The 20,945-nt window shown below is 53.6% G+C and carries 20 protein-coding genes; 7 read left to right on the forward strand and 13 right to left on the reverse strand.

Going from position 1 to position 20,945, the window contains the following annotated elements:
* Positions 1 to 266: 266 nt before the first annotated feature.
* On the reverse strand, positions 267 to 680 hold the full coding sequence (locus tag WB237_RS05665; RefSeq protein WP_336211263.1) for a rhodanese-like domain-containing protein: 414 nt from the start codon (positions 678 to 680) through the stop codon (positions 267 to 269).
* A gap of 73 nt (positions 681 to 753) precedes the next feature.
* On the opposite strand from WB237_RS05665, the gene ftrA reads away from it, so the two are divergent.
* Positions 754 to 1,755, forward strand: a complete 1,002-nt coding sequence (ftrA, locus tag WB237_RS05670; RefSeq protein WP_336211265.1) for a transcriptional regulator FtrA — start codon at positions 754 to 756, stop codon at positions 1,753 to 1,755.
* A 159-nt stretch (positions 1,756 to 1,914) separates the two neighbouring features.
* Here ftrA and WB237_RS05675 read toward each other — a convergent pair whose 3' ends face one another.
* On the reverse strand, positions 1,915 to 2,277 hold the full coding sequence (locus tag WB237_RS05675) for a hypothetical protein (RefSeq protein WP_114977256.1): 363 nt from the start codon (positions 2,275 to 2,277) through the stop codon (positions 1,915 to 1,917).
* A gap of 253 nt (positions 2,278 to 2,530) precedes the next feature.
* Between WB237_RS05675 and WB237_RS05680 the strand changes: the two genes are divergently transcribed.
* Positions 2,531 to 2,761 (forward strand): DUF2554 family protein, encoded by a 231-nt coding sequence (locus WB237_RS05680; RefSeq protein ID WP_114977257.1) that lies wholly within the window; start codon positions 2,531 to 2,533, stop codon positions 2,759 to 2,761.
* On the opposite strand, the gene WB237_RS05685 is transcribed toward WB237_RS05680, so the two are convergent.
* Positions 2,762 to 4,726, reverse strand: a complete 1,965-nt coding sequence (locus WB237_RS05685; protein ID WP_336211267.1) for a peptidase U32 family protein — start codon at positions 4,724 to 4,726, stop codon at positions 2,762 to 2,764.
* Between the two features lie 80 nt (positions 4,727 to 4,806).
* Positions 4,807 to 5,334, reverse strand: coding sequence for a helix-turn-helix domain-containing protein (locus WB237_RS05690; protein ID WP_336211269.1), 528 nt, complete (start codon positions 5,332 to 5,334; stop codon positions 4,807 to 4,809).
* A 92-nt stretch (positions 5,335 to 5,426) separates the two neighbouring features.
* Here WB237_RS05690 and WB237_RS05695 point away from each other — a divergent pair, with 92 nt between their 5' ends.
* Positions 5,427 to 6,596, forward strand: a complete 1,170-nt coding sequence (locus WB237_RS05695) for a benzoate/H(+) symporter BenE family transporter (protein WP_336211271.1) — start codon at positions 5,427 to 5,429, stop codon at positions 6,594 to 6,596.
* Here the strand turns inward: WB237_RS05695 and WB237_RS05700 are convergent.
* Positions 6,576 to 7,448: a helix-turn-helix transcriptional regulator gene (locus WB237_RS05700; protein WP_336211275.1), complete on the reverse strand. Its 873-nt coding sequence runs from the start codon at positions 7,446 to 7,448 to the stop codon at positions 6,576 to 6,578. The two genes, WB237_RS05695 and WB237_RS05700, sit on opposite strands and share 21 nt — an antisense overlap.
* 174 nt (positions 7,449 to 7,622) lie before the next feature.
* On the opposite strand from WB237_RS05700, the gene WB237_RS05705 reads away from it, so the two are divergent.
* Entirely contained in the window at positions 7,623 to 8,519 is an 897-nt protein-coding gene (locus WB237_RS05705) for a DMT family transporter (RefSeq protein WP_336211278.1), read from the forward strand.
* Between the two features lie 46 nt (positions 8,520 to 8,565).
* On the opposite strand, the gene WB237_RS05710 is transcribed toward WB237_RS05705, so the two are convergent.
* Together WB237_RS05710 and WB237_RS05715 are read right to left on the reverse strand one after the other, a co-directional pair.
* The gene (locus WB237_RS05710; RefSeq protein WP_336211281.1) at positions 8,566 to 9,240 is read right to left on the reverse strand and encodes a DUF3313 domain-containing protein; all 675 of its coding nucleotides are present in this window, start codon (positions 9,238 to 9,240) and stop codon (positions 8,566 to 8,568) included.
* A gap of 135 nt (positions 9,241 to 9,375) precedes the next feature.
* Positions 9,376 to 10,971 (reverse strand): ABC transporter substrate-binding protein, encoded by a 1,596-nt coding sequence (locus tag WB237_RS05715; protein WP_336213488.1) that lies wholly within the window; start codon positions 10,969 to 10,971, stop codon positions 9,376 to 9,378.
* A 111-nt stretch (positions 10,972 to 11,082) separates the two neighbouring features.
* Here WB237_RS05715 and pepT point away from each other — a divergent pair, with 111 nt between their 5' ends.
* Positions 11,083 to 12,312 carry a peptidase T gene (gene pepT, locus WB237_RS05720; protein ID WP_336211284.1) on the forward strand — a complete coding sequence of 410 codons (1,230 nt, stop codon included), beginning with the start codon at positions 11,083 to 11,085 and terminating at the stop codon, positions 12,310 to 12,312.
* Here the strand turns inward: pepT and tehB are convergent.
* Entirely contained in the window at positions 12,309 to 12,902 is a 594-nt protein-coding gene (gene tehB, locus WB237_RS05725; RefSeq protein WP_336211287.1) for a tellurite resistance methyltransferase TehB, read from the reverse strand. The two genes, pepT and tehB, sit on opposite strands and share 4 nt — an antisense overlap.
* Before the next feature lie 134 nt (positions 12,903 to 13,036).
* On the opposite strand from tehB, the gene ydcK reads away from it, so the two are divergent.
* Positions 13,037 to 14,017 (forward strand): YdcK family protein, encoded by a 981-nt coding sequence (ydcK, locus tag WB237_RS05730; RefSeq protein WP_336211289.1) that lies wholly within the window; start codon positions 13,037 to 13,039, stop codon positions 14,015 to 14,017.
* Here the strand turns inward: ydcK and rimL are convergent.
* The 4 genes from rimL to WB237_RS05750 all read right to left on the reverse strand — a co-directional run bounded on the left by rimL (position 14,012) and on the right by WB237_RS05750 (position 18,457).
* Positions 14,012 to 14,560, reverse strand: coding sequence for a 50S ribosomal protein L7/L12-serine acetyltransferase (gene rimL, locus WB237_RS05735; RefSeq protein ID WP_336211292.1), 549 nt, complete (start codon positions 14,558 to 14,560; stop codon positions 14,012 to 14,014). The two genes, ydcK and rimL, sit on opposite strands and share 6 nt — an antisense overlap.
* A gap of 45 nt (positions 14,561 to 14,605) precedes the next feature.
* Entirely contained in the window at positions 14,606 to 16,261 is a 1,656-nt protein-coding gene (locus WB237_RS05740; RefSeq protein ID WP_129995835.1) for a glucan biosynthesis protein D, read from the reverse strand.
* Between the two features lie 242 nt (positions 16,262 to 16,503).
* Positions 16,504 to 17,277 carry a transporter substrate-binding domain-containing protein gene (locus tag WB237_RS05745; RefSeq protein WP_336211298.1) on the reverse strand — a complete coding sequence of 258 codons (774 nt, stop codon included), beginning with the start codon at positions 17,275 to 17,277 and terminating at the stop codon, positions 16,504 to 16,506.
* A 10-nt stretch (positions 17,278 to 17,287) separates the two neighbouring features.
* The gene (locus WB237_RS05750) at positions 17,288 to 18,457 is read right to left on the reverse strand and encodes a pyridoxal phosphate-dependent aminotransferase (protein ID WP_108089944.1); all 1,170 of its coding nucleotides are present in this window, start codon (positions 18,455 to 18,457) and stop codon (positions 17,288 to 17,290) included.
* A 114-nt stretch (positions 18,458 to 18,571) separates the two neighbouring features.
* On the opposite strand from WB237_RS05750, the gene WB237_RS05755 reads away from it, so the two are divergent.
* Complete coding sequence (locus WB237_RS05755) at positions 18,572 to 19,414, forward strand: LysR family transcriptional regulator (RefSeq protein ID WP_336211301.1); 843 nt, start codon at positions 18,572 to 18,574, stop codon at positions 19,412 to 19,414.
* Here WB237_RS05755 and WB237_RS05760 read toward each other — a convergent pair.
* On the reverse strand, positions 19,401 to 20,906 hold the full coding sequence (locus tag WB237_RS05760; RefSeq protein ID WP_336211311.1) for a carboxylesterase/lipase family protein: 1,506 nt from the start codon (positions 20,904 to 20,906) through the stop codon (positions 19,401 to 19,403). The two genes, WB237_RS05755 and WB237_RS05760, sit on opposite strands and share 14 nt — an antisense overlap.
* Positions 20,907 to 20,945 lie beyond the last annotated feature (39 nt).

Consider the following 20,945-nt stretch of genomic DNA (forward strand, 5'->3'; position numbering starts at 1 on the left):
AACGCTGTGCGAAGACGTCCGTTACGGCGTGGACGCGGAAAAAAGGTGTCAGCTAAGCAGGAGCAAAAAGGATGCCAGAATGGAAAAAGCGCGATTGCAGGGAAAATGAAAGCAGGATGTAAAGAGAACGACTCAGAATGGCACAGCGCTGCACTTTTATAATGCAGCGCCGGGGATGAAGGGTTTACCAGACTTCGCTGGCGATCTGCGTCACCAGACGTGTCTTTATCCCTTCGGCAAACGAGAATCTTTCACGAAATTCATCTTCACAGCGCGGCAGCTGTTTCGCTGCTGGCAAAGGCGAACTTTTCATCTTCCCAGCCGGTGATCCCCCCGAGCATGATTTTGACCGGCAGCCCGAGTCGTGCCAGCTTAAGCGCCGCTCTGTCCGCGCCGTTACAGTGCGGCCCGGCGCAGTAGACAACGAAAAGCGTACCTTCAGGCCATTGCGCCATGCGCTCAGCAGTAATCTGGCTACGCGGCAGATGTAATGCACCCGGCACATGACGGTGCGCAAACTGCTCCGGACTCCCTACGACGTGCAGCAGCACAAAGTCTTGTTCCTGGTTGACGATGGCATGATGCACATCAGCGCAGTCGGTTTCGACGCTCAGGCGGCGCAGAAAATGGGTGACAGCTTCCTGCGGTTCCGCAGCCGGAAATTCAGTAACATAACTCATGATACTTCCTCATCTTTGGCGTTTGTGTTAACACTACTCTATCCACAAATTCAGCCCGTGAATGCCCGCGCGTATGCCAGAAAACAGCAAAAAGATGACAAACTTAAGACAGATAACTCGGCCGCTGGTGGTTGTGCTGGCGTATGACGGTCTGTGTACCTTTGAGTTTGGCGTGGCGGTGGAGATATTTGGTCTGCCGCGTCCTGAACTGGGGGACAAATGGTATCGTTTTGCGGTGGCGGGTATTGATAGCGGTGAACTTCGGGCAACCGGTGGGATCCGTATCATAACCGACGGCGATTTAAGCCTGCTTGAATCTGCCGATCTGATCGTGGTTCCTGGCTGGAGAGGCCTGGATTCACCTGTCCCGGACACACTTTGCGAGGCATTACGCCAGGCCAGCGCGCGAGGCTGCCAGCTACTGTCCATCTGTTCGGGGGTCTTTGTGCTGGCGGCGTCGGGGTTGCTGAACGGACGTAAAGCCACGACGCACTGGCGCTACCTTGACGCGCTTAAAGCCCGTTATCCTGACATCCAGGTGGTCGAGGATGTGCTCTATCAGGATGAGGGAGATATTCTTACCTCCGCAGGCAGTGCGGCAGGAATTGATCTCTGCCTGCACGTTGTGCGACGAGATTATGGAATGGAAACGGCCAATAGCGTTGCGCGTCGGCTGGTCATTCCCCCTCACCGGGACGGGTCTTTACCGCAGCAACTGAGTCGCCCGGTGGCGCAACTACGGGAGAGTCAGCGACTGGGCCAGTTATTTGATTTCCTGCACAATCACCTCGCCGTTTCTCACAGCGTTGACTCGCTGGCGCGTCGCGTCGGTATGAGCCAGCGCACCTTTCTGCGCCGCTTTGAGGCAGCGACAGGCACCACACCTGCGCGCTGGCTGCTCAATGAACGACTCTTGCGGGCGAAAGATTATCTGGAAAGCAGCCGTTTAAGCATCGACAGCATTGCTGAGCAAACCGGATTTGGCCAGGCCGCCACCCTGCGCCACCATTTCCGTCAGCAGTTCGCGCTTTCCCCTGCCCAGTATCGTAAACAGTTTGCCCGGCCCGCGCGCTGACGGCCCGTTTACAGGCAAAAAAAAACCGCCATTATCTGGCGGTAAATGCTTGCATGGATAGATTTGTATTTTCATGTCTACGTCCCGACACTCCATGGTCGGGCGGCGGATCAATGACAACCTAGCATGCCTGAACTCAACAAAAGCTAAACAGAGCCATTAACCCGCTTTGGTATTGATTTGCAAATAACGCATCAGCCCCTGTTCAGCACTCTCTTTTGCATCATCGTTGATTGCTTCCAGATAGAATGGGCGCGATACACCATAAGGCGCTCTGTCGGCTGAGAAAACAGCAAACTGGAATGTTTTACCTTTCGACGGATTGGTACACCCTAATTCCCAATGCTGGTCATCAATTTTCTTGCTATTACACGCTACGCGTCCGTAATCACTGGTTAAATATGAACCGACCCGTGCTTCCGCTGACTGGATATAATCCGGCTCGCCACTCCAGTTAACATTCATACCTACAACAGCACCAACGGCAACGACAAGAAGCGCTATTGACATGACTTTTTTCATTGAATCAGACCCATTCCTTTGTCAGAGAAATCTTATTATATAAGATTAGTCCTTAAATCACTGCCATATTTTGATACCAAATTTTAGGATATGACAAAGATAATTCGTATTTTAGGATAAATCCGCACCACTACCCGGAAATAAATCCTGTCGGAGACGATGACATATTCTTTGCGCTAATTTGAAAAAGCCAATAATAACCCTACGAAACTACGTGCATGCTGGCGGGGAATATTTCTCTAAGGGTAAGTCAATGCTAAAAAAGGGGTTAACGCTCGTCATGCTGGTCTGCGCCCTTTTCTCCGGCCAGCTGATGGCGGGACATAAAGGCCATGAATATTTGTGGGTGAAAAATGTCGAACATCAACTTCGTCATGAGGCAGACAGTGATGAATTACGAAGTGCAGCGGAAGAATCAGCGGAAGGTTTGCGCGAACACCACCTGTGGCAGAAATCGCGCAAACCGGACACACACTTTCGGTAATTAACGTTCCTTACGCTTCGGCAAGGTTTTCAGCAGCTCGTCCGGACTCACTGAAGCCACAATACTCCCCGGCGCTGGCATTTTGAAAATATGGTTCTTCATCTTGCCAATTACATGCATTTCACAAGGGCGGCAGTCAAATTTGAGGGTCAACACCTCGTCACCATTCACCAGTTGCATAGGTGTGGCCTTCCAGCTCTTGATGTTCCCTTTCGCCTGCTTAGGACACAGGTTAAAGGCAAAACGGAGGCAGTGCTTGGTGATCATCACCGGCACATCACCCTTCTCTTCATGCGCTTCATAGGCCGCGTCGATCAACTGCACACCGTGACGATGATAGAATTCACGTGCTTTATGGTTGTAGACGTTAGCCAGGAACGATAAATGCGTATCCGGGTAAACAGGTGCAGGGACGGCTTCGGCTTTACGACTACCACGCGGGTAGTGAGCCAGACGAGCCGCATCGAGCATTTCCGCGGTCTCACGACGGAACTGGTTAAGCAGACTGTTTGGCACAAAGAGTGCGTCCGGCAGATTTACCTCAATGTTACGCGCGTAGTAAATTGTCTGCCCCAGCTTCGCCACACCCTCTTTCAGGTTGTTTAGCGCTTTTTCCGCATTGTTGGCAACCTCAAACTGGCCATCAAGTGTATGCGTCACGCTGATGCCGTCTTCACAGGTCATGGTCAAAATCAGCTGCTCTTCCCAGCCGCCCAGTTCAATATCCACCGCGATGCGACGCTCGCTGGAGGTTTTCAGCAGTGCCTGCTGCCAGTTATGATCCAGGTTACGGTTGAGTGCCGCGTTCGGTCGCGCTTTGTAGAGATCGGCAGGCATTTCATTCGGCCACACGCGATAGCGATTTTCTCCAGTTTTTTCGACCGTATTGGCACGGAAACCGACCACTTCGCGTTTGATCATTACGTTCAGACCATCGCCGTTCGCCAGCGGCTCCGTCACTTCCACGTCCAGATGATCCTTCGCCACTTTCAGGACTTCACCGACCGGCAAGCCGATAAATTTCGGCGAGTCAAACGCACCGATGTCACCTTTACGGGCATTCACGAAATAGTCGGTACTGCCACGGTGGAAGGTTTTATCCGTTGACGGAATAAAGAAATGCTCGGTACGACCGGCTGACGCGCGTGCCAGGTCACCACGATCTTCAATAATGGCATCCAGCATCTGACGATAGTGAGCGGTGATGTTCTTCACGTAGCTCATATCTTTATACCGCCCTTCAATCTTGAAGGACCGCACGCCTGCATCAATCAGCGCACCGAGGTTGGCGGTCTGATCGTTATCCTTCATGGAAAGCAGGTGTTTTTCAAACGCCACGACACGACCCTGATCGTCTTTCAAGGTGTACGGCAGGCGACACGCCTGAGAGCAATCGCCACGGTTAGCGCTGCGCCCGGTCTGGGCGTGAGAAATATTGCACTGGCCGGAATAGGCCACGCACAACGCGCCGTGGATAAAGAACTCAATCGTCGCGTCTGTCGCCTGGTGGATATCACGGATCTGGTTCAGGTTCAGTTCACGCGCCAGAACGATCTGCGAAAAGCCGACGTCGGAGAGGAATTTGGCTTTCTCAACGGTGCGGATATCGCACTGGGTGCTGGCGTGCAGTTCAATAGGTGGGATATCCAGCTCAAGAACGCCCATATCCTGAACAATCAGGGCATCGACCCCGGTCTGGTAGAGATCGGTAATCAGACGTTGCGCAGGTTCCAGTTCATCATCATGAAGAATGGTGTTCAGAGTCACGAACACTTTCGCCCCGAAACGGTGGGCGAACGGTACCAGTTCAGCAATATCCTGCAGACTGTTGCTGGCGTTATGGCGGGCACCAAAGCCAGGACCGCCAATGTAGACGGCATCTGCACCGTGAAGGATCGCTTCACGGGCAATGGCGGCGTCGCGGGCCGGGCTTAAAAGTTCAAGATGATGGGATTGCAGGCGCATACTTCGTCGTTATCCGTTATGGTCAAAATGGCGGCTATTGTAGTCAGAAGTATGCGACAGCGAAACAGTTTTGCGTAGCGTCAGCGGGGATAATGGATTAGGGAGTGAAAATGCACCGTCCGGTCGCTGCTGTTACGGTACGCGTGGGGTTTGTCCCCGGCAAAACGGATGCCTGAATCGGCAGGAATTGTCTGCCACTCACCCTCCAGTTGCATCTCCAGCTCGCCGCTTATCACCACCACATGCTCAATCACCCCCGTTTCATGGGGCGTTGACTCGCTCAGCGCGCCGGGTGCCAGGGTAATGGAGAAATGATCAAACTTCAGCGTCTCATCCCACGGGAACAGCGGTTTTACCACCATGGCCTGCTGCTGCGGGTCAAAAACAGCCTGCTTGTCCGCCTCTGGGGTGATAAAGGTGGAAAACGGTACGTTCAGCCCGGTGGCGATTTTCCACAGTGTTGATACCGTGGGACTGGATTCATTGCGCTCGATTTGCCCGAGCATCGCTTTTGAAACCCCTGTCTCTTCTGCCAGCTTCGACAAACTCCAGCCGCGATCATGGCGCAGTGTTTTCAGTGTGGTTGCAAGATGTTGTGTGATGTCCATGTGCCCTCCTGGTGAGGATGAGCATACCACTTGTACGCTATAACGCACAGTGTTACCTTATCTCGGACGTTATAACGCACAACGGAGTTTCCATGCGCGCTTCTTCAACACACCTTGTTCCAGCCGTTCTGTCGGGTTTTGTCGCCGTCCTGGTCGGCTACGCCAGTTCTGCTGCCATCATCTGGCAAGCCGCAGCGGCAGCCGGCGCAAATGCGCAACAGATTGCGGGCTGGATGACGGCACTCGGGATCGGGATGGGAGTCAGCACGCTGGTGCTTTCCTGGTGGTATAAAGCGCCAGTGCTTACCGCCTGGTCAACGCCCGGTGCGGCGCTGCTCGCGACCAGCCTGCACGGTGTCACGCTGGCTGAAACAATCGGCGTGTTCATCTTTGCCAATGCGCTCATTTTACTCTGCGGCATCACCGGGTTATTCGCCAGGCTGATGAAGCTGATCCCCCATTCGCTTGCGGCTGCCATGCTGGCAGGGGTGCTTTTGCAGTTTGGGCTGCATGCGTTTGCCCATCTGGAGGGGCACTTTCTGCTGTGCGGCAGCATGATCGCCGCGTGGCTAATGGCAAAAGCGCTGGCCCCCCGCTATGCCATTGTGGTTACGCTTCTGGCAGGCGGCATCGTGGCCTGGGCGGGTGGTGACGTTGTCACGGATAAATTCACCCTTTCCCTCGTTATGCCAGAGTTTATTGCCCCCTCCTTCACCTTCACCAGCCTGGTGAGCGTGGGTATCCCTTTCTTCCTGGTGACTATGGCCTCTCAAAATGCCCCTGGGTTCGCCACGATGAAAGCCTCCGGCTACCCACTGGCGGTTTCGCCGCTCATCATCTTTACAGGCGGGCTGGCACTGCTGTTCTCGCCCTTTGGCGTCTTTTCCATCTGTATCGCGGCGATTACCGCCGCCATTTGTCAGAGCCCGGATGCGCACCCGGATGCAGCTAAACGCTGGCTGGCAGCCATCGCTGCCGGGGGATTTTATCTGTTAGCCGGTATTTTCGGTGGTTCTATTACTACAATCATGACGGCGCTACCGCTCAGTTGGATCCAGACGCTGGCAGGTCTGGCGTTACTGGGGACCATCAGCGGGAGTCTGTATCAGGCACTGAATCACGAAGCGGAACGTGACGCAGCGATAGTCACATTCCTGATGACAGCGAGCGGTGTGACGCTCCTGGGCATTGGTTCGGCATTCTGGGGACTGGTTCTGGGAGGAGTATGCTACGCCCTGTTATCACGCACTCGCCGCACGTAGCTGTGAGGGCGTCATTCCCGTCACGCTGCGAAAACGGTTACTGAAGTGGCTGGCGGAGTTAAACCCGCAGGCGAGCGCGATGTCCGTCAGCGGTGTCGTCGTGTGTTGTACCAGCGCTTTCGCCTTTTCCATTCTGCGCTGCATCACGTACTGATGCGGCGCCAGCCCCGTCGACTGGCGGAACATGCGGGCAAAATGGTATTCGCTGAGGGCGGCCTGCGCCGCCAGTTCTGCCAGCGTCAGCGGCTGCCCCAGGTTCTCTTCGATAAAGGCCAGCACGTTACGCAGAACGAAGGGGGATAACCCGCCCGTGACAACCGGCAGCTTCCACTGAACGTTTGAGTAGTTTTGCAGCAGATGGGTTAACAGCAGCGTAGAGGCCGTGCTCAGGGTGAGCTGGTTGGCGTGCTGCTGCCAGTCGCAGCCGAGTAAAAACTGACGGTACAGCGCAGTTATCTTCGGATCGCTGCCGAATATACGCTCGTCCAGGGTCAGCGAAAGTGGCCGCTTGTCCCAGATTTTTTCCCCCACGTCGCGCAGATGTTCATCGGTGCAGTAGAGATGCACAAACGACAGGTCATCCCGGATATCCCACGTTGATTCGCTCTCTTTGGGCATCAAACAGAAACGATCCGGACCACCGCCATTTTTCCAGCCGCCCGGCGTTTTTTGATAACTTTCGTAACCGTCAGCCACGTACAGGCTAAGGGTATGATGATTGCTTTTTACCGTTATCGTATCGTGCTTGTTGTACCACGCTGCCAGCTGAATACCCGAGTTCAGCGAGACGGTTTCCCGCAGGACTGCATTCTGTTGGCACAGCGTTTCAAAGGTATCGTAAGCGTGAGACATAACCGTTAGCGTGTTATTGATCAGAATATCAGTCTAAGAATTGTTGCCGCCGGTTGCCAGTCCCCATAAAAGAAAAAAGCGCAAGAATTTGCAAGTCTACCGCAAGGCAGTGCAAGCCCCTTGTGGATCAGCGCGCCATACTGCCCACTTCCGTGGTTTGAGAAGAGAAAAAGTATGAACGCATTATTATACGGACTGGTGGTTATTATCTGGGGAACCACCTGGATTGCAATTTTCCTGCAGCAGGGTCCTGTGGCAGCACCCGTATCCATTTTCTGGCGCTTCGCGGTTGCCAGCCTCACGATGATGGTGGTGTTACTCGTCCTGCGTCGATTGCGCAAACTGGCGCTGCGGGATCATCTGTTTTGCATACTTCAGGGATGCTGCGTTTTTTGCTTTAACTTCTGGTGCTTTTATACCGCGGCCTCGCATATCAACACCGGGCTGGAATCGGTGATTTTCTCAATGGCGGTGCTCTATAACGCCATTAACAGCTTTATTTTCTTCGGCCAACGCCCACCAGCGCGGTTCTGGACCGCAGCGGCTCTGGGGCTAATTGGTATTATCACCCTCTTCTGGGACGACCTTCTGGCCAGCGGCTGGAGCACATCACTCCTGACAGGTATTGGTCTTTCCGCACTCGGTACCTACGGTTTCTCGCTGGGCAATATGATCAGCATGCGCCATCAGCGTAAAGGCCTTGAAACTATGACTACCAACGCCTGGGCGATGCTGTATGGCACACTGGTGATGGGCTGCATTGCCCTCTTCAGAGGCGACAGTTTCACCCCGGAATGGACGGTGAGCTACATTGGTGCGCTGCTCTATCTGGCCCTGTTTGGTTCGGTGATTGCTTTCGGCGCTTACTTTACGCTGGTGGGACGTATTGGCCCTGGTAAAGCAGCATACAGTACGCTGCTCTTCCCGCTGGTCGCCCTCTCCATCTCAACGGTTTATGAAGGTTACGTGTGGCATATTAACGGTATCGTCGGATTGTTGCTGATTCTGGGGGGGAATATGGTGATGTTTACTAAACCCGAAACCTGGATCAGGCGCTTACGAACAGCGTAAATAAATAAGGCCTGCGCAATGCAGGCCTTTCCTGGTTATTTCTTGGTTATTTCATGGTCTTTTTCACGTCAAACATGGTGGCATCGGTCGCCATGTCATCAACAACCTGTTTCAGGGTTGCAAAGCCCATTGGAGTATTTTTGTTCGTCAGCTCTTTACCTTCGCCTTTACGAACCACTTTAATAACAGGTTTACCGGTTTTTGCATCAATCAACTCACCTTCAAAGTACAGGTGGGTATCCATTGTGCGGTGACCGGTCGCCATTTGCGTACCCGCAACAACCAGTGCCACTGGCACCACTTCATAGAACTGCAAACCTTCTTGCTTAGAGGTTACACCTGTAATCGCACCACGGAAGATCAGGCTACGCGGCCCTTGTGTGGTAACGATCGGTTTACGCTGACCAATCGAGGTTTTCATTTTGTTGTTGGTATAACTCAGCAGCTCATCCAGTGTTTTTTGACCAATCTGTGTGGTTGGTTTTGGAGCCGGATAATAAGTAATCGGGTTCCAGACAATATTGTCATAATTAGCTTCGTTATATGACGGATCAACCCAACGTAAGGTCGGTTTACCCGTTGCAGAAGTTGTTTCCTTTAAACCAGAATAGTCTTTTAAAAAGCCTGAGTATTGATCGGGAGCGGCCACTTTTGATGAACAGCCCGCCAAAGCCAACAGACCAGTAAGCACTGCAACTTTAAAAAAAGTTTGAGTACGCATGATGGTTTTCCATGTTATCTGCAAGTATGCATTTGAAGTTATAGCAAAAGACTGGGGGGTTTGTTGTGACAAAAAATGATGTCGGGAGCACAAATTGCAAAAAGACTGCCCGGATGCGTGCCGGGCAGTGAAAAATTACTGATGTATATCCAGTTGCCAGAACAGATGTTTACCAAACGGGTCAATTTCATAACCCGTCACCTCTTTGCGCACCGGTTCAAAAATGGTTGAATGCGCAATCATCACCGCTGGCATCTGGTCATGCATCATCTGCTGAGCCTCTTTATAGAGCGCCACACGTTTATCGTGATCGGTTATTGTTTTTGCCTCCGCAATAATTTTATCAAACGGCTTATAGCACCACTTCGCCGAATTCGAACCGCCATTTGCAGAGGTGCAGGTAAATAGCGGACCAAAGAAGTTGTCAGGATCGCCCGTTGCGGTCGTCCAGCCCATCAGCGCAGCCTGATGCTCCCCGCCCTTCACGCGCTTGAGGTATTCACCCCATTCATAGGTGACAATGTGAGTTTGTACGCCCACTTTCGCCCAGTCGGCCTGAATCATTTCGGCCATACGTTTCGCATTCGGGTTGTACGGACGCTGCACCGGCATTGCCCACAAATCAATGTTCACCCCGTTTGCAAAACCAGCCTCTTTCAGCAGCGCCTTTGCCTTTTCCGGATCGTAATCGTAATCCTTAAGTTCACTGTCGGCACTCCATACCCCTGGCGGCAGCAGGTTCTTCGCGGCGGTCCCCGTGCCATGGAACACCGCGTCAATGATGGCTGATTTGTTGATGGCGATGGCCAGCGCCTGGCGAACCTTCACGTTATCCAGCGGTGGCTTTTGGGTGTTAAACGCCAGAAAACCAGTGTTCAGCCCTGCCTTGCTCATCAGGTTGATGTCTTTGTTCGCCTTCATACGCGGCAGATCGGCTGGGTTCGGGAACGGCATCACCTGACATTCGTTCTTTTCGATTTTGGCAAATCGTACTGAAGCATCCGGCGTGATGGTAAACACCAGCCGATCGAGTTTCGATTTACCCTGCCAGTAGTCTGCAAACGCGGTGAAAAGGATGCGAGAGTCCTTCTGATACTGTGTGAGCTTAAACGGCCCGGTGCCAATCGGCTCCATATCCACCTTCTCTGGTGTCCCCGCTTTCAGCATCGCGTCGGCATACTCCGCAGAGAGGATCGAGGCAAAATACCATGCCAGATCCGCGACAAACGGCGCCTCCGGGTGTGCCAGCGTAAAGCGCACTGTGTGGTCATCGACTTTATCAATGGCGGTTATCAGACTGCCAAACTCCAGACTTTCGAAATTGGAATAGCTGCCGTTAGAGACGTTATGGTAAGGATGATTCACATCTTTCTGCCGCATAAACGAGAAGATGACGTCATCGGCGTTAAAGTCACGGGTCGGTATGAACAATTTATTGCTCTGGAATTTCACCCCCTTGCGCAGATGGAAGGTATAGACTTTACCGTCGTCGCTGACCTCCCAGCTCTCTGCCAGACTGGGTACCAGCTCCGTGGTGCCAGGTTTGAAATCGACCAGCCGGTTATAAACAGGTACGGCACTGGCATCCACGCTGGTGCCCGACGTGTATAACTGAGGATTAAAGTTTTCCGGCGATCCTTCGGAACAATACACCAGCGTTTTCGCAGCGACAGTGGAACTGACGGTGAGCGCCGCAAGAGCAAGCGTTAAGATTGTGAGTTTGCTTTTCATCATTTATTCCTGTCTTTTTAATTCGACGGCTAATTAATTCTTTTGCCATTTCATAAATAACATTAAAGTGAAGTGGCAAACACCTGAAAAATAAATAAGGAATAAATCACTATGGGCTCGCCACTTTCCAGACAATTAACGCACCGCTTTTTTCGCTATCTCTCCATCACCAGCCAGAGCGATGCCAGAGTAAAAACGTTGCCCTCTACGCCAGGCCAACACAACATGGCGCGGGAGCTTGCTCAGGAGCTGGCACAGCTGGGGTTAGACGACATTGTGATTGATGAATTCGCCACGGTGACCGCGGTGAAAAAAGGTAACGTCGCCGGTGCGCCGCGTATTGGTTTTATTACCCATATTGATACCGTCGACGTGGGTTTATCGCCCGATATTCATCCGCAGATATTAACATTTACAGGTGAAGACCTCTGTCTGAATAAAGACAAAGACATTTGGTTACGCGTAAAAGAGCACCCGGAAATTCTGGCCTACCCTGATGAGGAGATTATTTTCAGCGACGGAACCAGCGTTTTGGGCGCAGACAATAAATCAGCCGTTACCGTAGTCATGACCGTGCTGGAAAACCTGACCGCGGAGCATCAACACGGCGACATTGTGGTCGCATTTGTCCCGGATGAAGAAATTGGCCTGTGCGGCGCGAAGGCGCTCGATCTGAAACGCTTCGACGTTGATTTTGCCTGGACAATTGATTGCTGCGAGCTGGGGGAAATTGTCTATGAAAACTTTAACGCCGCGGCAGCGGAGATCCGCTTTACCGGCGTAACGGCACACCCCATGTCCGCCAAAGGCGTGCTGGTGAACCCCCTGCTGATGGCGACCGATTACCTCAACCATTTTGACCGCCAGCAAACGCCCGAGTGTACCGAAGGTCGTGAGGGGTATATCTGGTTTAACGGCATTCAGGCGGGACAAAACGAGGCCGTCCTCAAAGCGAATATCCGTGATTTTGATAAAACGCGTTTTGCCGCCCGCAAGCAGCAGATTGCCGACGTGGCCGCACTGATTGCCGCCCAATATCCAACGGCCAACGTGGATTATCGCATTGAAGATACCTACAGCAATATCAGCAATGCGATTGGCGAAGACAGGCGCGCCATCGACCTGATGTTTGAAGCGATGGAATCGCTCGGCATCACGCCTAAACCAACGCCAATGCGCGGCGGCACAGACGGTGCAGCACTCTCAGCAAAAGGACTGCTCACGCCGAACTTCTTCACCGGGGCGCATAACTTCCACTCGAGGTTTGAATTTCTGCCGCTGTCGTCTTTCGAGGCCTCTTACCAGACAGCTCTGCAACTCTGCCTGCTGGCCGCCCGTTAAGTGGGCTTACGCGCCAGCAGGGTGGCAAAGCGCAGCTTAATGCGGTTACCGTTTTCATCGGTGCGGTGCAGTTCACCAACGTCTTCGTTGTATTTGAGCAACTCCCAGCCTTCATAGTAGTTGCTCAGTTCACCCGTTCTAAACGCAAACGGGAAGCCGACGGTACACGGATAATCAGTCGTATCCATGGCGGCGACAATCAGGTTGTGGCCGCCTGGTGTAGTGCAGCGCTGCATATTGGCGATAAGACCCGGGATGGTTTTTGCATCCAGGAACATCAGCACGACGGTGGACAAAATAAAATCATATTCACCGTCGAAACTCAGGGTGTTGAGATCTTTTATCGCCGTGTGGAGGTTGTCGATCCCTTCTTCGGCCTTGATGCGCTCGATATTATCAATGCTCAGCGGGTTTTTATCCCAGGCTGTCACCTCGTGACCATTAGCGGCAAGGTAGAGGCTGTTACGGCCATTGCCACAGCCCAGATCCAGGGTTTTACCCGGTTTAACCCTTTCAGCACTGAACAGCACCTCGGAATGCGTTCGGGTTAAGCCATATTTCTCTGTGAAGTATTTCTCATCGACGGTCATTATTTTTTCCTGATCCTGCATAAATTTAAAGTGCATTTTGAATGCCATTTTAAGGCGTTTGCCGTCTGGTTGCCACCGTTCGAAAATCGAAAAATTTGCTACGTTTAGTTAAGACGGTTATCAGAGAGATCAAGATGAACAAATATCGCCTGAGCGACGATACACGCCTTTGGCAATGGAAAAATGGCGAAACAACCCACACGACCACATTACGGCAAATTATCGCCACGGCGGAGTTTAACGACGTGACGATAGGTACGAAAGGTGGATGGATTGACGATGAGCGCGCCCTCGCACAAGACGGTGACTGTTGGATCTACGACGAAAACAGCGTGGTGTTCGCCGGTGCCACCGTATCCGGCAACGCGCGGCTTACCCTGCCTTGCATCATCAGCCACGAAGCGCATATCGGCGACAATTGCTGGCTGGACGAGGCTGAAGTCAGCCATGGAGCCCGAATAAGTGACAACGTCACCATTCAGCACTCCTGTGTTCGGGGTGAATGTCATATTTATGGCAATGCCCGCGTGCTTCACAACAGCGTCGTTATTGCCGCCAAAGGCCTGACGCCGGACCATGAACAGATCCTGCAAATCTATGATAACGCGACGGTCAGCCAGTCACGCATTGTGCATCAGGCGCAAATTTACGGCGATGCGCTGGTGAATGATGCCTTTGTTGAGCACCGCGCCGAAATATTCGACAACGCAATCCTCGAAGGCAACGCTCTCAATAACGTCTGGGTGTGCGACTGCGCAAAGGTCTATGGCAATGCCCGCGTGATTGCCGGTTTTGATGACGATGCCATTCCGACGGTGCGCTACAGCTCTCAGGTCGCGGAGGATGCGGTGGTAGAAGGAAACTGCATCATAAAACACCACGTTCTGATTGGGGGACAGGCATGGCTACGCGGTGGGCCGATCATGCTGGATGATAAAGTCGTGATTCAGGGACGGGCGAGGATCAGCGGCGATGTGCTGATTGAGCACCGGGTTGAAATCACCGACGATGCGGTGATTGAAGCGTTTGCCGGTGAGAATATTCATCTGCGCGGCGAAAAGGTCATTAATGGCAACCAGCGCATTACCCGCACGCCCCTGCTGGGCGCGCTATAGCGTATAAATCTTGCCGTAGATGTTCACATCATCGAAATGACCATTGAGGAATTCCGCTTCCCGCAGGCAACCTTCCAGCGTAAAACCGTTGCGCAGGGCAACTTTGTTGCTGTGCTGATTCGCGACCCGACACTTAATCACAAAACGACGGATTTCACCGCGTTCAGCGTAGTAACGCATAAACGCCTGCAATGACTGAGAGAGGATCCCCTGCCCTTGATGCGCTTCATCCAGCCAGTAGCCGATGTACCCGGCTTTGTTGGCCGGTTCAATCGTGTTAAACGACAGCACGCCGACCAGCCCATCATCCTTAAAGATCAAAAACATTTTGGCGTAGCCGCGCTGGTGCAGCATCTGGTTACTCTGCACGTTACGGCGGGTATCTTCTTCGCTGCCAATGTGCTGCGCCCAGTCAAAGGCGGTTTGCAGAAAGGTTCTGTTTTTGACGACGAGGCTGTGCAGTTCGGCGGCATAAAGCTCTTCGACGGCGCGAAGTTCGACAGTGTCAGACACCGGGATAATTTCGGATTGTGCTGCGGTCATGACCCCTCACCCTAACCCTCTCCCTTGGGGAGAGGGTATTGATCGTTAACGCATTACCCTGTCATCAACGTACTGACGTTTGTCCGGTGCTGGCGGGAAATACTGATACAGCCAGGTTTCACTGATGGCATCGCCCTGGCAGCGCAGGAACAAACGCATGTCCACTGGATCTGTCGAATCGGATGTTGGATACCAGTCAAACAGAATGCGATAGCCGTCAAACGGTTCAACGTAAAGGATCTCAACCTGCTTCGCTTCACCGCTGGAGAGCGTAATGACCGGCTCGATGCCTTTTGGTGCAGCCGCTTTCAGGTCGCCACCGACGAAGTCGATAGCGAAGCGACGGGCCCACACTTTCGGGTAATTTTCGCCGGGTGCCCAACCTTCCGGGAAGCCACCCATACCGGTGCGGGTCGCGAAGACCGTTGCCAGCGGAGAACGCACTGGCGGCATGGCACTCCAGTAAAGGCGATATTTGAAGTCCAGCTCGTCGCCTGCTTTGACGGCTTTTTCTGGCTGCCAGAAACAAACCACGTTATCCAGCGTTTCACCCGTGGTCGGGATTTCCATCAGGCCAACTGAGCCTTTGCCCCAGTCATTGCGCGGCTCAACCCACAGGCTTGGACGTTTGTTATACCAGCCCATCACGTCCTGATAGTGCGAGAAATCGCGATCAAGTTGCAGCAGGCCGAACCCTTTCGGGTTTTTGTCCATATAGGCATTGAACTGCAGCTTCTGCGGGTTGTTCAGCGGACGACAGATCCACTCCCCGTTGCCTCGCCACATTGCCAGACGGTCGGAGTCATGAATTTGCGGGTGAATGGTGTCACACATGCGGCGTTCGTTATTGCCGCAGCTGAACATGCTGGTCATCGGCGCGATGCCGAGTTGCTTAATATCCTTACGCGCATAGAGATGGTTTTCCACCTCCATAATCACCTGGCTCTTCTCGCAGTGGATCACGAATTTATAAGCACCGGTGATGCTTGGGCTGTCCAGCAGCGTATAAACGGTAAAAGTTGTGTCGCCAGGTTTGACGGTTTCAAACCAGAACGAGGTGAAATCCGGGAACTCTTCCGGCGTGTCGGTAAAGGTATCCACCGCCAGACCACGTGCGGAAAGACCATATTGGTAGGTGTCATCAACTGCGCGGAAATAACTCGCACCGAGGAAAGAGACGATATCGCGACGCGCCAGTTCAGGAGCTTTAAACGCACGGAAGCCCGCAAAGCCGAGATCGCTTTGCCCCTCCAGCTGTTTGGTATCCACACCCGTTTCACCATAGCTGAACAGCTCCGGACGGAAGTGGATCTCGCGCGCCATAGAAGTAGACTGGTCGAGCGAGAACATCCGCACGCGGCGACGGAAGCCCATTCCCATATGGAAGAACTGTACGTCCAGTTGACGCCCTTCAATGTTATTCCACAGAGACTGCTTTTCATCGTAGCGGATGGCGTTGTACGCCTGCGGTGTCATGGTGGCCAGCGTGTCCGGCAGCGGGCGCGGCGCACCACCCCATGGGGTTTTCGCCAGGTCATGCGCCATGGATTGCAGTACGGAGAAGTCAAAACGACGGCTCTGACCGTCAGCAATGTCAGAGTCGGCAGCGTATGCCGCTTTGGAAAACAGGGAAGCAAGGCCAGATGTGCCGCTCAGGGCTGCCACTGCCAGCGAGCCTTTTAGAAAACGTCTGCGATTCATGCCTGGAAAAACGTCCTTATGGTCGTGTGAATGTGTTTCGCGCTCGGCGAAATGACGGCAAGAAAGAACGCACAGCCTAAACAAAAATGGTTAAGAATCCAATTGTTGGCCGGTGATTATATGAACAAAGTGTGAAATATTTTCTGTCGACCAGAACGGCCCGAAAGTGGTGTAAAGAAAGCCAGGAAAATGTGTATAAAAATGCCCCGTCAGGACATCAACTGACGGGGCCAATGAGGCGGTTATTTTACGCTGACATCGATACCCGGGAAGTACTTATCAGCGAGTTTAGCGATCGTGCCGTCGGCACGTACTTTATCAATCGCGGCATCAAGTTGCTTTTTGGTGACCTCATCCCCTTTACGCAACCCAAAACCGATCCCACTGCCGAGGATAGTGTCGTCAGACACCGGTTTGCCGATGAAGCCAAACCCTTTCCCCTGCGGCTTGCTGAGGAAACCTGCCTGCCCGGCCGCGGACATAACCAGCGAGGCGTCGATACGACCATTCAGCAGATCGCCCCAGGCCATATTCTGATCTTTATAAGACACCACGGTGACACCCTGCTTTTCCCAGTGCTCTTTCGCATAGGTTTCCTGAATGGATCCCTGCAGCACACCGATGGTTTTTCCCTTCAGCCCTTCGGGAGTCGCCTCTACCGCCGTTCCGGCCTTACCGACCAGCTGCGACGGAATACGGTAGATCGGTTGGGTAAAATCAATACTCTTGCGGCGCTGTTCGGTGATATTCATCGCCGAGTTGATCGCGTCGAATTTCTTCGCCACCAGCCCCGGAATCAACGCATCAAACGAGGTTTCAACCCAGGTGCACTTCAGCGCTGCGGCTTTACAAATGGCATTCCCCAGTTCAACGTCAAACCCTTCCAGTTCGCCCGCCGCATTACGGCTCTCAAACGGCGGATATTCCGCTTCCAGACCGTAACGCAGCTCGGTAGCCGCGAAGGAAGAAAAAGTACACAGCAATCCCATGCCGACAACTAACGCGCGTAATTTCATCCAATACTCCTCAGCGTGGTTTAACCCGACACAGGGCCTGGGCACCTGCCCGTAACGTCGCCTCATCTTTCGCAAAAGAGAGACGAATCAATTTATTATCCGTACCGTCCGCATAAAACGCCGACAGCGGAATGGTAGCAACGCCGTACTCAACGATGAGTCGTTTCACCAGCTCGCTGTCACACTCATCGCTAAACTGGCTGTAGTCCGCCAGCATGAAGAACGATCCGGCACTCGGCAACAGAGTAAACGGCGAATCCTCAAGCAGGCTTTGCAGCAGATCGCGCTTACGCTGGTAAAACGCCGACAGCGACAGCCAGGTTTGCGGGTCGACCATATGTTCAGCAAAGGCATGCTGCATTGGCGTATCGGCAGAAAACATTAAAAATTGATGGACTTTACAAATCTCGTCCATCAGTACCGCCGGGGCAACACAGTACCCCACTCGCCACCCGGTGACGTGATAGGTTTTTCCGAAAGATGAGATAATCACGCTACGCTCCGCCAGCTGCGGGTGGGTGGCCATCCCGTGGTGCGGTTCCCCATCAAAAACGACGTGTTCGTACACTTCGTCAGACAAAATAATGATATCGGTATTGCGCGTCAGCGCCGCCAGCTGCTGCAGGTCATTAGCTGAGAAAACCTGACCGCTCGGGTTGTGCGGCGTATTGATGATAATCATACGCGTACGCGGGGTGATCGCGGCACGGACTTCATCCCAGTTGACGGCAAAATCCGGCACCGTGAGTTTGATGGCGACCGGGGTTGCCCCCTGCAGTCGGACAATCGGGGCGTAACTGTCAAATGACGGTTCAAAGTAAATCACTTCATCGCCCGGGTGCACCAACCCGCTGATTGCCGAATAAAGTCCTTCGCTGGCGCTGGCAGTAACCAGTACTTCGCTACCCGGGTCATACTGCGTGCCGTAGAGGGTGGCAATTTTATCCGCGATACGCTCTTTTAGCGGCTGAAGACCGGTCATCGCCGCATACTGGTTATGTCCCGCCTCCATCGCGCGGGTGACACCCGCAATCAATTTCGGGTCGCAGGAAAAATTCGGTGCGCCCTGAGAAAGGTTAATCGCGTTATGCTGCGCCGAAAGCTGGCCGATAACGGTAAAAATGGTGGTACCCACATCAGGCAATTTAGAGCGTGTTTGCACCGGCGTTCGTAAAGTCATCCTCTTTCCCTTCTCATGGACATTGCATAACTATTCAAACAACAAGTGAGTTGTCGGGACAATCGAATTGTTGTCATAATAGCCATGAGAAAAATGCATAGCTGAGGTGTTTATATGTCGCGCCGTTCGCTCCCGCTCAATGCCATCGACGCATTTTTAGTCACCGCGCGTCACCTGAACCTCACCCACGCCGCCGCTGAGCTTTGCCTGACCCAGGGGGCCGTGAGCCGCAAGATCGCTTCCCTTGAAGCGTGGTTTGGCTTTCCGCTCTTTGAGCGTCATGCGCGTGGGCTGCGGCTGTCACCACAGGGAAGTGCCCTGCTTCCTGAACTGCAATCGTCTTTTGAGCAATTGCTGACGGTGGCCGATCGGGCCCGTAGCCAGCAAACCGTCATCCGCTTAAAAGCCCCCACCTGTGCAATGCGCTGGCTGGTACCCCGTCTGCTGGAAGTGGAGCGTGAACAGCCAGATCTGCAAATTGCATTGACTACCACCACCGATCACAACGTTAATTTCAAAACCGAATCTTACGACGCGGCTATTGTGTTCGGCACACACATGAGTGCTGGCGACCTGCTGTTTGAAGAGGCGTTAACCCCGGTGCTTAGCCCCATGCGCGCGAGCGCCGCACTGGGAACGCTGACATTTCTTCACCCGACGAGGGATAAGACAGACTGGTCATTATGGCTGGCAAAACAGGAAGGCCCGGGTTTTGTTATGCACAAAAATCAACACTTCGATACGATGGATCTCGCCATTACGGCGGCCATTCAGGGGCTGGGTGTCGCCATTGCCGACGAAACGCTGGTGGAAGAAGATGTCCGCGCCGGAAGGCTAACGCGGCCCTATGAGACAAGTATAAAAACCGGCGCGAGCTACCGCCTGGTGCTGCGCGAAACGCCCGGCGAGGAAAATGGGCTGGCGGCGTTTCGCGCTTGTTTGCTTAGTCGAGGCTGACGTGATGTTTCATCACCCGCTTGAAGAGACTCATACGGGCGCGCATAAAGCGGTTTTCAAGCCTGAAATCTGCATGTTTATTCACTCCGATACGTAACATAACGTCCCGCCCTTTGCGGCATGCAGGCCAGTGTGTAGGCCCCGGCAGGATGTCGCGACGCCCGGCGTCACGCGCGAAACTTACCCAGTAATCGGCAACGTGGGCAGCAAACTGGAGATCGCGTGCATTGACATACTGACGCGACGGTTCCACCTGACCGAGGGTATCAAACACATAGGGAACCTCGTTGCCGTGCCATGCACCGTTGATATAGGTGGCATGTTCCGCTTCCGCAACGTAATCAAACCAGTAACGCCAGCACAATCCGCCGATGCGCTGCTGAGCCTGCATCACCACATATCCCATTGTCGTGAACGCCATGTCGCGGCACACCTGTCGGCCCAGCTCTTCGTCCCCTTTGACGCCAGGATAGAGCAGCTTAATCAGCCCAAGACCAAAGCGACGTTCGCGTCGCAGTTTCTGGATTTGCCCGGCGAGATCGATGCCAAACACTGCCATCACGCTGGCTTCATCGCTGTTTGAGCCAATCATCACCGGGACAGGATGCTGTCGGGCGGCGAAGAAGACATCGAGCATCGCTTCCGGCAGCACGCAATCCCCGACGATGGGTGCCGGGGCAATGTTCAGCGGTGCGGTTAATGGCCAGAACGCGTCGGGCGGAATAGCGCGTAGTTCCTCGGCTGTCGCATTCTCCAGGCCAAAATGGGCGGCCAGCGCTTCCCCTTTCTGCAATGCCTGCTCGCGCGGCGTGTCAGGTAAGGTGTAACCGCTTTGTACAATCGCTTTATGGAACAACCCTTCTGCCAACGGAGAGGCCAGCAGTGAAAGCACGCTGCGTGCGCCAGCGGATTCGCCAAACAGGGTCACGTTGTTGGCATCGCCGCCAAACGCGGCAATGTTATCCCGCACCCATTCGAGTGCGGCAATCTGGTCCAGCAGGGCAAAATTATGCACGACGCGATCTTCTTCGCCCTCCAGTGCAGGATGGGCGAAAAAGCCAAGATGACCGAGTCGGTAATTGATCGTCACCACTACCACACCGCGCGTTGCCAGCGCTTTGCCGTTATAGGGCGGCAGACCCCCAGCACCAATGGTAAACCCGCCGCCGTGCAGCCAGACCATCACCGGAAGCGATTCCGCGCGCTCTTTGGGAGACCAGACGTTGAGATAGAGACAATCTTCAGAAAACTGGCCCGGATCGCCGCCCCCTAGCTCCTGACAATACTCGCTGCTTTGCCAGCTTGAGGCCGAAAAGGCGGTGGCTTCGCGAAGTCCATCCCACGGTTCAGGCCGTCGCGGGGAACGCCAGCGCCACTCGCCCACGGGCGGTGCGGCGTAGGGAATACCGCACCAGACATGGATATTTTCATCGGTTAAACCAGACAATGCGCCGCAGCGCGTTTCAACCACAGGGGCGGAAGGATTTTGCATAACGACCTTATATTTTCCATCACACCCCAGCAGAGTATC

It is taken from the genome of Enterobacter sp. P82 (assembly GCF_037053385.1).
GTDB lineage: Bacteria > Pseudomonadota > Gammaproteobacteria > Enterobacterales > Enterobacteriaceae > Enterobacter.